This window comes from Koromonas soli (genome assembly GCF_059726265.1).
Window position 1 is genome coordinate 3,963,564 of sequence record NZ_AP040872.1, and the last position, 14,160, is coordinate 3,977,723.

Here is a 14,160-nt window from a genome sequence, read left to right on the forward strand (position 1 = left end):
CGCATCCACTCAGAGTACGAAATCATACTCGGTTGAGCGGATCTAGGGGAGCAGGTCACCTAACGCGCCCGAACTGCTTTCGATTCGCCAAGTCCAGGAACTCACGGGAATGGGCAGATCCAATGTATATCGCCTTATTGCACTGGGCCTGTTTCCACGGCCAATCAAACTAGGCGGCTCGAAGTGGGTCGTGCAAGAAATCCGGGAGTTCATCGATCTGCGCAAGCATGAGCGCGATCGTCAATATGGCAATTGCGATCTGCGCGTCTCGCCCGAGTCTTCTGTGATACCCGGAGAGCACGCCAGAAGAGACGAGTGTAGCCAGCGCACCTCGAGCCGCAGCAGGTCGGGTTGACGCAGCTTTTCGGCCCCCGTGCCAGGTACCTTCGGAAGCTCGGCCTTGACATTCAGGAATTGCACTTAGGTCGGGAAGAGTTAAACGTGAGCTTAGTGGTAGGCAGATTGAGCTCTCGGGATTCAGCACGGCAAGGAGACGCAAACCGCAGGGTGCTTAAGTGCGCCTAGCGCGACGTCCTCTTTGTCGTGACCCTGCCCGAGTGCGGTTTTAGGGTCGTTGCGCGCGTCCAATTAGTTTTTATGTGTAGGCCTAGCATTCGGAGGCAATGGGGTGGACAAGTCGGGGGTGCTTCCGGGGGTATAAGACTCATAAGTGTGGCGAAGACCTACCACGACTAAGGTCTCAATGTTTGTACAATGCAGAAAGTAAAGCTATATGCAAGTATTTGTGGTGTGTATCGTTACAAAACTTGGAATCCCTCACCCTCCGCCAGAAATCTTCCCTAGACTCCAGCCAAGGGCAGGTTCATCTCTGCACCTAGATTCAAAAGCCACCTCCAGCTTAAGTAACTCTTTGTCCGTGACAACGAATCAGCAGACGACCGCGCCTTCACCCCCGCACAGCCATTGGGGTTAAAATTCTGCGCAGGAGCTTCCGGTATGTCGCAACAAATGCCAGCAATCTTCTTCGGTCACGGTAATCCGATGAATGCCCTGCTCCAGAATCAATACACCGAGCACTGGGCAGAGATTGGGCAAGCCGTTCCCCGCCCAAAGGCCATTCTCTGCGTGTCGGCGCACTGGTATATCCCAGATGCAGCAGTGACCGTAAGCACTGCTCCCAGGACGATTCACGATTTCGGCGGATTTCCCCGAGAGCTCTACGAAGTCCGGTACCCGGCGCCCGGAGATCCGTCTCTCGCCGCTCGTGTCCAGCAATTACTTGCTCCCGTTGCTGTGAGGTTGGCCGACGATTGGGGTCTCGACCATGGCACATGGAGCGTGCTCTGCCATGTCTATCCGAAGGCGGATATCCCCATCGTCCAATTGAGCATTGACGAGACCCAGCCCGCATCTTTCCACTACGAGATTGGAAAGCGGATCGCGCCACTGCGGGAAGAGGGCGTTCTCATCGTGGGCAGCGGAAACCTCGTCCATAACCTTCATGCCTACGCGTGGGGACGTCACATAGTGGAACCCTTCGATTGGGCAGTGTCGTTCGAGACGCGAGTCCGAGGCTTGTTGACTGCCGGAGAATCGAAGCCGCTCGTCAATTATGAGAACCAGCTCGGCAGCGAGGCCACATTGGCCGTGCCTACGCCTGATCATTACCTGCCTCTGCTGTATGTCATCGGAGCGCGGCACGAGTCAGAGCCCATTACATTTCCGGTGGACGGCGTGGACGGCGGCTCGATTTCTATGCTGACTGTGCGAGTAGGCTGAAGGGAGTTGAACCCACTCCTCGCCGTGTGCCGACCTTTATAGATCTGGCGTCTTGGCTCGGTGCTCACGCTGCCAGTTGTGCATCCGGTTGATGTGTACGCGCACAGTTACGGCCATGTCACGCAAACTCTGCCGCTGCGGAGAATCAAGGGGCAGAGTCGATGCCATTGCCTCGCACATTGCCACATACGCTTCGAGCGCCACCGGAGCGAAAATGTCCTGCCCTCTGAACATCATCACGGGTTCATCCTCGGGAATCCTCCCGGTGGGGTCTTGAATGTGGTCGTAGTCTGGACGTGCGTGCTTCATCATGTCTCCTCTGTTTGTTTGTCTGTCTGTTTATATCTTCTCAGAAACTGCGCGGGGCAATACAGGGCATTGAGGCGCTATGATGCTGGAGTCGCGGTCTGGTGTACCATTTTGCGTGCTCAAGGTATTGTGCATTGGTGCGCTCGATTTGATGTCCCGCATCACAACTGTTTCCATCGCACAACGCGCAGCTACTCTTCGTTCGTCGCTTTAACGCGGTAAATACCATCAGAAGCTTGTAGAGCGCTCGACATGACCCAACTCTACACAATTCTCGGAATCGTAGCTGTGTTGCTGGTCCTCAGCGTGGCTGCGAGCAAAGCGGCCGTAAGGCTCGGAGTTCCGATCCTGCTGCTATTCCTTGCGCTCGGCATGGCCGCAGGCTCCGAAGGAATTGGCGGCCTCTGGTTCGATTACCCGAGAGTGGCTCAAGGCGTCGGCGTTGTCGCCCTGTTGTACATCTTGTATTCAGCCGGATTCGATACAAATGCAGCCGAGTTCCGGCATCAGATGTGGCCAGCACTCAGCCTGGCTACCGTCGGAATCTTCGTAAGCTGCGCGCTCATGGCGGCGTTCGTTCACTATGCTTTTGGCTTCCAGTGGGCTGTTGGAGTGTTGCTTGGAGCAGTTGTTTCCTCCACCGATGCGGCTGCAGTATTCAGCGTCTTTCGCGCCCGGGGTACGAATCTCAAGCCGGGCTTACGTCACCTCATTGAAGCCGAATCGGGCAGCAACGATCCCATGGCGGTGTTTCTTACCTTTTCGGCGATCACTGCCGTCATGGTTCCGCAGACCTCGGTGGTCACCTTCATCTGGCATTTTGCACTTGAAATGGGATTGGGGCTCGCGCTCGGCTATGGAGGAGGCAAGTCCATCGCCTACGTCATCAATCACATCCGCCTTCAGTGGGAAGGCTTGTATCCCGTCCTGAGCATCGCGCTCGTCTTGCTGCTCTTCGCCCTATGCTCCAGGCTGGGAGGAAACGGATTCCTGGCCGTCTATGTTGCGGGTCTGGTCGTAGGCAATATGACCCTCATTCACCGTCGCAGCCTGCTTATGTTTCACGATGGCATTGCCTGGCTACTGCAGATTGCGATGTTTCTCATTCTCGGCCTTCAAGTCTTTCCCTCGCAGTTGCTGCCGGTTGCAAAAGTCGGACTGCTCGTGTCGCTGTTCCTCATCTTTGTTGCTCGGCCGCTCGGTATCGTCGTTGCATTGACGCCTTTTCGAATCTCGCTCCGCGAGCAGATGTTCCTCTCGTGGGCTGGTCTCCGTGGTGCTGCTCCCATCATCCTCGCGACCATAGCCGTTACGAGCGGAGTCCCTCAATCAAGGACACTCTTCAACACAGTGTTCTTTGTAGCTGTGCTGTCCGTTGCAGTCCAGGGCACGACCGTTGACAAGATCGCAAGACTCTTAGGCGTGCTCGATCCTGAGCCGAGCGTTCCAAAAACGCCTCTTCGTTATGACCCGACTGCACTGCCGGACAAGCAATTGGTGGAATTCGAAATCGCTGTGAACTCTGCTGCGGAGAACAAACGCATCGTTGACCTGAACCTGCCACCCGGTGTGCTGGTGCTCCTTGTTGCGCGCGATGGCGATGATGTTGTTCCAGCCGGCGGCACAGTCCTTCGCAGCGGAGACATCATCCAGGTCCTCGCTGATCCTGCATTTGCCTCACAAGCGCGTGAAATGTTCAGCCAGCCATCTTGACCATGGCGGCAAGTAAGTGCACGCCAATCCGTGACCTGAGTTGGTGTGATTTCAGCTCTGCGTACTCGCGCAAAACATGGACTAATCGGTTTTCGGTGCTATCACTTCATAGTCCTTGATGATCTTGCGCCACCGCTCCGGCACCATGATGGAGGACTTAGTCGCATAGTCATAGGCCACCTGTGTTGAGTTCGCGTGTGCGGCAAGTTGCGATTTGGTCTCGCTCCATATCTCGTATGCAAAGTCGAACGACTTATGTCCGATGCGCGACACCCTGCACCCAATTGCCACTTCCTCGCGATAGCTCAACGGCAGTGTGTAGCTGAATTCCTGCCGCGCCAGGATCATGGCGGTCGCCACGGATAGCGGCTCGTTCAGCACCTCGTCAAAATAGATTCCGCGAATCGTCTCCGCCCACACCACATAGGCCGTGTTGCCTGCATGCTGTGCCATGTTTACATCGCAGAAGGGAATTCGAAATCGCAGGATGCAGCGGAAGTCGGTCAGTGCCATCAAGTGCCTCGCTTGTCGGATGCTGCCGCAAATGGATGATTTGTCTCGCGTCGCTCCACTCGTGCGCAAGCAGAAGCCGGGCGACATGCGCCCGGCTGTGTATGTGAATGCTTCGCTTTTACGAGCGGAAGACCTCAAACTTCTCAGCCGGTGCGTTACAGATCGGGCACGACTTGAGGGAAGCGTCGTCGGTCACCTCGCCGCAGAACGGGCAAACATAAAACACCGCTTCTGCGCGCTGCGCTTCCAGGTTGGCCAGTGCGTCGCCGTAAAGGTTCGCGTGCACCGCTTCGGCAGCGCTCGCCAGTCGGAAGGTACGTGCCGCGCCAGCCTCACCGCTGATTTCCGCTTCGCGAATGAAGTCCGGATACATCACATCGCGCTCGTACTCTTCGCCTTTCTTGGCGACGGCGAGATTTTCCGCTGTGGTCGCAACCACCGGTTCAGCTATTTTCGCCTCGGGAGTTGCTCCCATCCTTACAATGACCTTCGCGTGGCTCGCCGCGTGTATCTGCTCTGCGCGAGCAGCGGCACGAAACAGCGTGGCGACGCGCAGATAGCCCTCCTGCTCGGCTCGTTTCGCAAAGGCGGAGTAACGCACTGCCGCGTTGCTCTCTCCCTCGAAGGCCGCCAGCAGGTTCTTCAAAGTCTGTGAAATTCCAGGGGCACTGCTGCTCATGGTTTATCTCTCCTCACATTAAGACTACACACTTAGCTCTCCTGGCGCTGTGACATCCGGGCGAATGTTGCGCCCGCCCGGCCAGACTTATTCAAATACCGTCTTTCAACCAGGCGCCCGCGTTCAGCATCAAACAACACTCGGCCTGCAGTTCTCAATATTCACAACACAGGAGATGGCGCATACATGAGCGCAAATGTGCAGAGTCAGGCGATTCCTGCTCTCGACCAGAAAGGTTTTGTTGTTCAGCGAGGTGGTGATCGCCGTGGAGGTCCGCTCTACGTAGTCGGCGATGTGGTCTCGGTCAAAATCTCAAGCCACGACACCAATGGAGCTTTCGCCGTCGTTGAAGACGTCACTCCGCCTCATCAGGGGCCACCCCTTCACCTTCATCATGAGCAGGACGAGTGGTGGTATATCGTCGAGGGAGAGTTCCGTTTCGTCGTCGATGGGCAGGAGATACACGCAGGCCCCGGAGATACCGTTTTTGCTGCGCGCGGAACCCGTCACACCTTTCAGAATATCGGAGACACTCCCGGGCGTTCGGTCGTAACCGTTGTCCCCGGCGGACTCGACGTGTTCTTCGAAGACCTAAGCGCCGCCGCGCCTCCGGGCACGGTTCCCGACCCCGCGAAGATTGCTCTCGTCTTCCAGAAGCATGGACTCGAACTGCTAGGCCCACCGCTCGGAGTCGAGTAACTCGTGCCAATCGCGTGAAGGCTTGCCCGTCGGCAAGCCTGTCTTATTCCACTATCTCTCGTCTGGATGTTCGTGCCGCCAGTGCCAATACGCAGCTTGCTGATCTGCGCTCAGCCTGCCGAAGTCCTCGTATTGCCGGTGGTTTTGCGATAGCCAGCTCCTATACGCCGCGTCTTCGGACGAATTCCATTGCCGATACTCGCGACGTTCGCTGTCATAGTATCCTCTGTTGCGCGCGCGATCATGGTCCTGATCCCTGTCGTTGTCTCGATCATGATCTCGATCCCGATCCATGTTCCGATCGTGATCCTGATCGTGGTTCATGTCGCGATCCTGATCTCTGTGCTCCTGATCCTGCCCAACTGCTTGCACGCTCACCGTCACCGGCAACGCCAAGGCTGCCGTTAACACGAACGCTCCCAGATTCCGTTTCGCTGGAAACATAGCTCCTCCTCGCGAGCAACAACAATAGAATTTTGTGTCGTTATCCTTCGGATGCTTTCAGCCCAGCGCGGGTGCGCCCTTGATTTGTGTGCGGCCGCAGTCAAATCGCTTATCGAGTGCTGCGGATATAAAAAGCCCCTTTGCCTGCTCGCAGATCGCGCCCATAGCTGAGCACAAACTTTACTCCCAGTGCGCTCAGCTTCAGCTGCGCTCCCGCATCCCATAGCCATTGCCGCGAGCCCAGCGAAGCCGGATCTGCAATCCTTCCGGTATCAACGAAAGGGCCAAGCTTCACCGCAATCAACCCATTGCCGTAGAGGTTCTTGTCCATCTCCCAATTCGAAAGAAAGTATCTGCGTCCCAGCGGAGCGCTGCCCTTGCGCCCATCGCGTGTTCCGATATGAGCCCTCATCATCAGATCGTTATCGCGCTCCAGCCCCAGCATGAATAGCTCATCGAATGGGATTGTTCCCACCGTGTAGCCCGCGCGCGCCCGGTATTGCATTTCGAAATCATCTCCTTGCGCACGCGGAAACCAATGCGTTGCAACTGAAGCCTGTGGCTTGAAGAACGCTCCACCTGTCGCACCCAGCATGCGCCCTGTCTCTGTCGAAGCATCGGCTGTGATCGTCAGCCGCCTCTCCGGCACACTCAGCACTCGATAGTCCACGCGCGCAACATGCTTGATCTGCGTGCCCTGCAGCAACAACGCAGAACCTAGAGTTGTTCCCGCATTCACATCGCGCAAGTCACGGTAGGAAACCTCGGCCCCGGTTGACCAACTCCATCGTGCGCCATGCAGATTCGCAATCTCTGCCCGGACGCTCTCCCTGCGCAAGTTCAACGACGCAAGCGCCGGCGCCGGTCCGGTGAATGATCGTCGGATCACCCAGTTCTCGCCGCGCAAATCCACTCCTACTTGGTAGCGCCAGCGTGGATCGCGCCGCACCGGGCCGGAGAGCGTCACCAGTGCGCGCCGCTTCTGCGCGTCCCATCGCAGCAACGACAGCACGTTCGTCGCCGAATGCCCAATGTTGTAATACTCCGGCGTAAGCGTCTGGTAGAACACTCCGCGAAATGTCGAGAGCAGTGCTTCCGTCTTCGACTCGCCCCAGCCGTTCCGCTCCAACGCATGGAACGTGACATCGAATTTCTGATCCGCGCGCGCAGCCAGCGTCAAACTGTAGTTTGGAAAAATCTCCAGCGCACGCAGCCGGTCATCGGTCGCCTGCCACTCTTGTCTTTCCAGCACGCCGCCTCGTGCAAAGGCAAACGCGCGATCCAGCAACACCGGATCGACACGCGGGACCGGCTCTCGCGCCACATTTTCAATTTCTGGCTTATGAACCCGATTCCAGTACTCCAGCGCCGCCTCTAGATTTCCAAGCAGGTAGAAAACGCTGCCGCAGAAATCATTCACATAATCGTCATCCGGCGCGAGCCGCGACGCGATCAGCAGCCAGTGTGCCGCACTCGCATAGCGCTTGTTCAGAAACTCGATTCCGCCAATCTCAACAGGGAATCGCATATCGTGCGAGTCGAGCCTGTAACCTTCCAGCAAGAGTTTGCGCGCATCACTGAGCCGTCCAAGTTTCGCCAGCGACTCGCCATAGTAATAATCGACGTCAATGTCGCGTTGTGACTTCGCTTCCTTCTCGACTAGCTCGACCACCTGTTGCCACTGCTGCTGAGCAAACAATTGCTGTGCTCGCGATGCAAGCGTCGCGCTTTGTGCGGAAAGTTGTAGTGGAATACAGAGAAGAGCCGCGATTATTGCAGTGCGGACGAATGACCAGGCTGTTTTGGCAGAGCGAGTAGCGTCCAGCGCTGGACTCCTTCCCATTGTTTTTCAAAGCTGGCCCGGTCAAGCTCGCGCAACTTGCGTTCCGCCGGATCGTTCACCATCACGATCTGCCGCTGCGCATCCATGCCTGCCACTACCACGTAGTGCAGCGTGCGCTCCATCCTGCTGGGTCGCAGTGCGACAATCAGCGGCCGACCTTTTGTAAGATGCTGCTCCAGCAGATCCCAGTCGCCCGCAAACGCAAATGTCTGGAATCCCTGCTGCTCCAGGTAGCGCGACATCGCCGAGGCATAGATACCGTGACCGCTCGACGAATGCAGCGTGCGAAGAATATGCGCCGCATCGGCACTCTCGCTCGCCGCCTGTCCCTCCACTCCGGACCAGTACCGCATCACCATCGCGATGCTGGCTGCGCCGCATCCTTCCACGCTCTGCTTTACAAATGGAACATCCAGCCACATCGCGTGCTGCTCTGCGGCGACGCATGGTGCGCAGCCGCAGAGTGCAATCGCGAGTAGTGTCAGTTGCAGGTTTCGTCGCATGCTACCGCAGTGCCACGATCAGCAGGATCAGAACTGCGATGCCGACCAGGATCAGCAGCAGGTCACGATTTCCAATCGTGCCCGCGGCGAAGTCGGCCTGAGCCTTATCTGCTCGCGCAGCGATTTGTTCAAGCTCCCGATCGCTCAACGTCGGCACCGCCACCTTCACCCGCTCCGGGTCCATGCCTGCGTTTTTGATTGCCTTCGTCGCTTCCGGCGTGGAGAGGAACCGCTGTACATTTTGCTCATTCTGGCGTCGCGCCTCACCCGCGGCCAGCACCTGCTTCTGAACATCCGCAGGATTCACGACATGAGTTTGCGCCATCACTGGGCCAGGGGCGACATACAGCGCAATCAGCAGTGCTGAAACCGCTACTTCGATCCGACGCGGCAGCAACGAAACCATCCGAACACCTCCATGAATTACATTTGCGCCGGAGCTTACCGGCTACAAGATGCAATTAGATGTGGAGGACGCAGTTCCTGTTGGCGCAGCTTCGCGCAAATCAAAGTTCAGCGCCGCGTGTGCACTCAACGTGCATCTTCTCGCGCCGACTCAGCACCCTAATCCAGCGACTTGTGGAACCGTAGCACGCTTGCGAACAAGATCACGATGGCAAACACGCTCAGGCTCGCCATTTGCGGCCACAGCACGTCAAATCCCACGCCTTTTAGAAAGATTCCTCGCAGTATCACGATGAAATACCGCAGCGGGTCTGCCAGCGTCAGCACCTGCAACCAGTGCGGCATACTGCTGATGGGAGATGCAAAACCAGAGAAGATGATCGCCGGCATCAGAAAGAAGAAAGCCGACACCATCGCCTGCTGCTGGTTACTCGAAAGCGTGGAAATCAGCAGCCCAATCCCAAGCACACACAACAGATACAGAACCGTTCCCGCTGCAAGCACCAGCAGGCTTCCGCGCAGCGGCACACGAAACCAAACCGTCCCCACCACCGTAATCAGCACGGCGTCCAGCATCCCAATCAGGAAGAAGGGAATCGTCTTGCCGAGGATAAATTCCATCTGCGTTATCGGCGTCACCATGATTTGTTCCAGCGTGCCAATCTCGCGCTCGCGCACCACGGCAAATGCCGTGAGCACCACAATCACAAGGGTTACAAGATTTCCCATCACTCCTGGCACAAAGAACCACTGGCTGCGCAGATCGGGATTGAACCATGGCTGCCGCTCCAGCACGATCGAGGGCATCTGCTTGGCCATTAATGGAGAACTCCGGTCCAGCATCTCGCGCTGGTAGTCTTTCGCAAAGTTCGCCGCAATCTGATTCACATATCCCAGCGACACCAGCGCCGTGTTTGAGTTGCTGGCATCCACGATCACCTGCACCTTAGCCGTCTGGCCCTTGCCCAACTGTTCCGTGAAACCAGCATTGATTTGCAACGCCACCAGCACGTCGCCGTGATCCACCATCTGCCGGACGCGTGCGCGATCCAGCGTGCGCTCCCGCACGTCGAAATATCGGCTGCCGACAAAGCGCGAAACGAACTCACGGCTTACTTGCGAGTTTTCATAATCGACAATCGCTGTCGGCACATGCTGAATATCGAGCGTTGCGGCATAGCCAAAAATCACCATCTGGATAATCGGAGGACCAAACAGCAGAAAACGCGCGCGCTTGTCCCTGAACACCTGGATGAATTCCTTTACCAGCATCTGCCGCAACCGCAGCCACATACCTCACCTCATCCGCTTCTGGAACGCGCGCGTCGCCACCGCCACCAGCACAGTCGCAAAGATCATCAGCGCCAGCAAGTCTTCCCACAGTAATACTAGCGGCGTTCCCTTCAGAAACACTGCGCGAATCATCGACATGAAATATCGTGCCGGAATCACGTGCGTGACCACCTGGATGAACGCCGGCATCTGGTCAATCGGAAAGATGAATCCCGACAGCAGAAACGCTGGCAAGAATGTTGCGATCAACGATGCCTGACTCGCTGCGAGCTGCGACTTCAGCGCCACCGAAAGAAAGTATCCAAGCGAGAGCACCACCATCAGGAACAACGTTGAGCTGATGAACAGCACCGCCACGCTGCCTCGAAACGGAACCCCAAACCACCACACTCCCATCAACGCGCACAGCGCCGTGTCTGCCAATCCAACGATCAGGTATGGAGAGAGCTTTCCGATCATCAATTCCAGCGGCGATACCGGTGTTGATATCAACTGCTCCATCGTGCCCCGCTCCCACTCGCGTGCAATCGTCAGCGATGTCAGGAACGTTCCCACCACGGCCATCACAATCGCCACCACTCCCGGGACAATATTCGCCATGCTCTCCAGGTCTTCGTTGAACCACGTGCGCGCCGCCACCGTCACCGGAGGCTCCATTACGCGCTGTCCTTTCTGCCGCACCCAGTCGAGTTGAACCTGTTGCGAATATCCCTGCACCACGGCATCGGCATAACCCATGCCAACGTTCGCGCTGTTGCCGTCCGTTCCATCCACCAGCGCCTGTACGGATTCAGGTCCGCCGTCGCGCAGCTTCTGCGAGAATTGCGGCGGTATGACAATTGCCAACTGGCAATCGCCCGAATCAATCGCAGCCACCACATCGCGATAATTGTCCACCTGCTTGCGTACATCGAAATACTCTGAAGAGCGGAAGCGCTGAATCAACTCGCGACTTTGCTGGCTGTTCTCGCGGTCAAATACATACGTTGGAAGGTGTTTGATATCGAAGCTCACCCCGTAGCCAAACGCCAGCATTAGGATGATCGGCATCGCCACCACGATGATGATGCTTCGCAGGTCGCGGCGAATCTGCAGCATCTCCTTCCACGCAATCGCCCGCACGCGCCTCAGGTTCATCGCGCTGCTCCCTTCGCGGGTTCTCGCGCCGTCAGCGAGACAAACACATCTTCTAGCGACGCCGGAATGGCCTCCATGCGTCCCACGCTGATCGAGTTCTTTTGCAATCTCTCGCGCAGCTCTGGAATCGCCGTCTCCGCTCGTTGCACCACCGCATGCAGCGCGTTTCCGAAGACCGCAACATCCATCACCAGCGTGCTCTGCTCGAGTGCTTCCAGAGCCTTTCCAAGTGGCTCGCATTCAATCAGCACTAACTCGCCCTTCATCGCCGTACGCTTCAACTCCGCCGGAGAACCGGCCGCCACGATCTTTCCCCGATAGATCAGGATCAGGCGATTGCAATACTCAGCTTCATCCATGTAATGCGTCGTCACGAATACCGTGATACCGCTCGCCGCCATCTCGTGAATCAACTCCCAGAAGTTTCGTCGCGAAATCGGATCCACGCCCGAAGTTGGCTCATCGAGAAACAGCACCGCAGGCTTGTGAAGCACCGCGCAACCCAGCGCCAACCGCTGCTTCCAGCCGACAGCCAGCGTGGAGGTCAACGTCTTCGCCCGCCCCTCGAGTCCCGCCATCTTAAGCACCCACGCGAAGCGCTCTGCCATCTGCGCCGCAGGCACCCGGTACATGCCGCCGAAAAATCGAATGTTCTCCTCTACCGTAAGATCGTTATAGAGCGAAAACTTCTGCGACATGTATCCAATGTTCTGTCGCACGCGTTCCGGATGCTTGGCCACGTCGATTCCAGCCACGCTCGCGGCTCCCGAGGTCGGATGCAGCAGCCCGCACAGAATACGAATCGTCGTGGATTTTCCTGCGCCATTCGGTCCAAGGAATCCGAAGATTTCTCCCATGCGCGCCTCAAAGCTGATGTGGTCCACCGCGTGGAAATCGCCAAAGCGCTTCACCAGGTCTTTCACCACGACCGAGTATTCTTCGCTCATGCGCCCACCTCCGCTCCGTGCTCCACCGCATCGACGAACACGTCTTCCAGTGTTGCTCCCGCCACCGTGGCCGACGTGTAGCTCACCTTCGCCGCGTCCATCCGCTCGCGAAGCCGCGGAAGAGTCGTGTTGGCATCCGTCACCACTACGTGCAGTCCGTCGCCCACGAGCACCACGTTGCGGACACCCGGCACCCGCTCGACCGTCGCACGCACGCCTCTCGGATCTCCGGTCGCGATTGCCACTACCGAATTTTCCAATCGTTGTTTCAGCCGATTCGGTGCATCGCAAAACAGCACGCGTCCCTCGTGCACCAGTGCCACGCGATGGCAGCGCTCCGCTTCGTCCAGATACGCAGTCGATGTCAGGATCGCCACTCTCTCCGCCAGCAGCGAATACAGAATTTTCCAGAAATCCCTGCGCGACACCGGATCCACGCCATTCGTCGGCTCGTCCAGCAGCAGCACGCGAGGCGTGTGAATCAGCGCGCATATCAGGCCAAGCTTCTGTTTCATCCCGCCCGACAGATTGCCGGCCAGCCGCTTGCGAAATTCCTGCATGTCGGCCGCCCGCAGCAGCCGTTCGCTGCGCTCGCGATACTCGCCGCGCTTCACCCCGAAAACCTCAGCGTAGAAGCGAATGTTTTCATCCACGCTCAGGTCTTCATATAGGCCGAAGCGTTGCGACATGTAGCTGATATCGTGCTTCACGCGTTCCGCTTCGCGCACCACGTCATATCCTGCGACCTGCACCGTCCCGCCCTTGGGCTCAAGCACTCCGGCCAGAATGCGCATTGTTGTTGTCTTCCCTGCGCCATCCGGTCCCACCAGTCCGAAGATTTCGCCATACTGCACATCAAAGGAGAGATGGTCCACGGCCTTCACGCCCGGAAATCCGCGCACAAGATCGCGAACGACGATGGCGGCCTGCTCACTCATCTGATTTACTTTCCCAGCTCAATCGTGACGTCCGCCGGCATGCCTGGCTTCAACTCGCGGTTTGGATTCTCCACGTCCACCTTGATGCGATACACCAGCGCAACCCGCTCCTTGTTCGTCTGCACCGTCTTCGGCGTAAACTCCGCTTCCGGCGAGATGAACGCAATCGTGCCCTTGTACGCCTTGCCGGGATAGGTGTCCGTGCGCACCGTCGCCGCCTGTCCCCATCGCACGCGCCCCAGGTCCGTCTCGCTCACATATGCGCGCACCCACAAATGATCAAGGTCCGCAACGCTCACCACCGGCGTCCCGGGCACCACGTATTCGCCCAACTCCGCCTGCCGCACCGTCACAATCCCCGTCACCGGAGATTTCAGTTCCGTGTAGTCGAGTCGCACCTTTGACAGCGCAAGATTCTGCTTCGCCGTGCGCACGTTCGCCTGCGTCACCGCAATCTGTTCCTTGCGTGTTCCCTCGCGAATCACGGAGAGATTCTGCACGCTCCGTTCATACACCGCCTGCGCGCGCTTGTAAGCCGTATCTGCCTGCTCGCGCGTCTGTGCGGAAACAGCTTCGCGCTTGTACAGCGCCGTGTAACGTTCCAGGTCCGCGTGCTTCATCTCCAGATCGGCCTTCGCATCTGCCACCGTCTGCTCGGCTGCCTGTACATCTTGTGTGCGACTGCCAGCCCTTGCAAGCTCCAGCTCTCTTCCGCGTGTCTCAACCATCGCCTGGTCGATGCGCACTTGTTGCTCGTAATCGGCATCGTCGAGTTTGGCGATCGTTTCTCCCGCCCTCACCTCGCGTCCTTCCTCCACCGGAAGCGACACGATCCTGCCCTGTGTCCGGAATCCGATCACGCTCTCATGTGCCTCGATATTGCCCGAGAGCAGCAACGTATTCGTCGGCGTGTTCTGCCTGTGCGCCGCGCGGTAGTAGTAGATACCTGCTCCGATGCAGGCAATCAGCAGAATAGGGATGATGATGCGTTTCATTT

At 57.6% G+C, this 14,160-nt stretch carries 16 protein-coding genes; 4 read left to right on the forward strand and 12 right to left on the reverse strand.

All coding sequences use genetic code 11. From position 1 onward, the window contains the following. The first annotated feature begins 82 nt into the window (after positions 1–82). Complete coding sequence (locus AC6IY8_RS17290) at positions 83–355, forward strand: helix-turn-helix transcriptional regulator (RefSeq protein WP_497778645.1); 273 nt, start codon at positions 83–85, stop codon at positions 353–355. A gap of 602 nt (positions 356–957) precedes the next feature. Next, positions 958–1,740, forward strand: coding sequence for a 4,5-DOPA-extradiol-dioxygenase (gene ygiD, locus AC6IY8_RS17295; RefSeq protein WP_497775921.1), 783 nt, complete (start codon positions 958–960; stop codon positions 1,738–1,740). 36 nt (positions 1,741–1,776) lie between these two features. On the opposite strand, the gene AC6IY8_RS17300 is transcribed toward ygiD, so the two are convergent. Next, complete coding sequence (locus AC6IY8_RS17300) at positions 1,777–2,052, reverse strand: hypothetical protein (protein WP_497775922.1); 276 nt, start codon at positions 2,050–2,052, stop codon at positions 1,777–1,779. A gap of 249 nt (positions 2,053–2,301) precedes the next feature. Between AC6IY8_RS17300 and AC6IY8_RS17305 the strand changes: the two genes are divergently transcribed. Further along, positions 2,302–3,762, forward strand: coding sequence for a potassium/proton antiporter (locus AC6IY8_RS17305; RefSeq protein ID WP_497775923.1), 1,461 nt, complete (start codon positions 2,302–2,304; stop codon positions 3,760–3,762). Between the two features lie 81 nt (positions 3,763–3,843). Here AC6IY8_RS17305 and AC6IY8_RS17310 read toward each other — a convergent pair whose 3' ends face one another. Together AC6IY8_RS17310 and AC6IY8_RS17315 are read right to left on the reverse strand one after the other, a co-directional pair. Then, positions 3,844–4,275, reverse strand: a complete 432-nt coding sequence (locus AC6IY8_RS17310; protein WP_497775924.1) for an acyl-CoA thioesterase — start codon at positions 4,273–4,275, stop codon at positions 3,844–3,846. Between the two features lie 118 nt (positions 4,276–4,393). Then, positions 4,394–4,954, reverse strand: a complete 561-nt coding sequence (locus AC6IY8_RS17315) for a rubrerythrin family protein (RefSeq protein ID WP_497775926.1) — start codon at positions 4,952–4,954, stop codon at positions 4,394–4,396. A gap of 186 nt (positions 4,955–5,140) precedes the next feature. Here AC6IY8_RS17315 and AC6IY8_RS17320 point away from each other — a divergent pair, with 186 nt between their 5' ends. After that, entirely contained in the window at positions 5,141–5,653 is a 513-nt protein-coding gene (locus tag AC6IY8_RS17320) for a cupin domain-containing protein (RefSeq protein WP_497775927.1), read from the forward strand. A 51-nt stretch (positions 5,654–5,704) separates the two neighbouring features. On the opposite strand, the gene AC6IY8_RS17325 is transcribed toward AC6IY8_RS17320, so the two are convergent. From AC6IY8_RS17325 to AC6IY8_RS17365, 9 genes are all read right to left on the reverse strand, one after another. Beyond that, positions 5,705–6,097 (reverse strand): hypothetical protein, encoded by a 393-nt coding sequence (locus tag AC6IY8_RS17325; protein ID WP_497775928.1) that lies wholly within the window; start codon positions 6,095–6,097, stop codon positions 5,705–5,707. Positions 6,098–6,206: 109 nt separating this feature from the next. Next, complete coding sequence (locus AC6IY8_RS17330) at positions 6,207–7,796, reverse strand: hypothetical protein (RefSeq protein WP_497775929.1); 1,590 nt, start codon at positions 7,794–7,796, stop codon at positions 6,207–6,209. A 71-nt stretch (positions 7,797–7,867) separates the two neighbouring features. Beyond that, a complete protein-coding gene (locus AC6IY8_RS17335; protein ID WP_497775930.1) occupies positions 7,868–8,443 on the reverse strand; it encodes a C39 family peptidase in 576 nt (191 codons plus the stop codon). Position 8,444: 1 nt separating this feature from the next. Further along, complete coding sequence (locus AC6IY8_RS17340; RefSeq protein ID WP_497775932.1) at positions 8,445–8,849, reverse strand: PA2779 family protein; 405 nt, start codon at positions 8,847–8,849, stop codon at positions 8,445–8,447. A 158-nt stretch (positions 8,850–9,007) separates the two neighbouring features. After that, positions 9,008–10,141: an ABC transporter permease gene (locus AC6IY8_RS17345; protein WP_497775935.1), complete on the reverse strand. Its 1,134-nt coding sequence runs from the start codon at positions 10,139–10,141 to the stop codon at positions 9,008–9,010. Positions 10,142–10,144: 3 nt separating this feature from the next. Then, a complete protein-coding gene (locus AC6IY8_RS17350) occupies positions 10,145–11,278 on the reverse strand; it encodes an ABC transporter permease (protein WP_497775937.1) in 1,134 nt (377 codons plus the stop codon). Further along, positions 11,275–12,225 (reverse strand): ABC transporter ATP-binding protein, encoded by a 951-nt coding sequence (locus AC6IY8_RS17355; protein WP_497775938.1) that lies wholly within the window; start codon positions 12,223–12,225, stop codon positions 11,275–11,277. The genes AC6IY8_RS17350 and AC6IY8_RS17355 overlap by 4 nt, the downstream gene beginning before the upstream one ends. Next, positions 12,222–13,163 carry an ABC transporter ATP-binding protein gene (locus AC6IY8_RS17360; RefSeq protein WP_497775940.1) on the reverse strand — a complete coding sequence of 314 codons (942 nt, stop codon included), beginning with the start codon at positions 13,161–13,163 and terminating at the stop codon, positions 12,222–12,224. Before AC6IY8_RS17360 ends, AC6IY8_RS17355 begins: the two co-directional genes overlap by 4 nt. A 5-nt stretch (positions 13,164–13,168) precedes the next feature. Then, the gene (locus AC6IY8_RS17365; protein ID WP_497775941.1) at positions 13,169–14,158 is read right to left on the reverse strand and encodes an HlyD family secretion protein; all 990 of its coding nucleotides are present in this window, start codon (positions 14,156–14,158) and stop codon (positions 13,169–13,171) included. Positions 14,159–14,160: the final 2 nt, after the last annotated feature.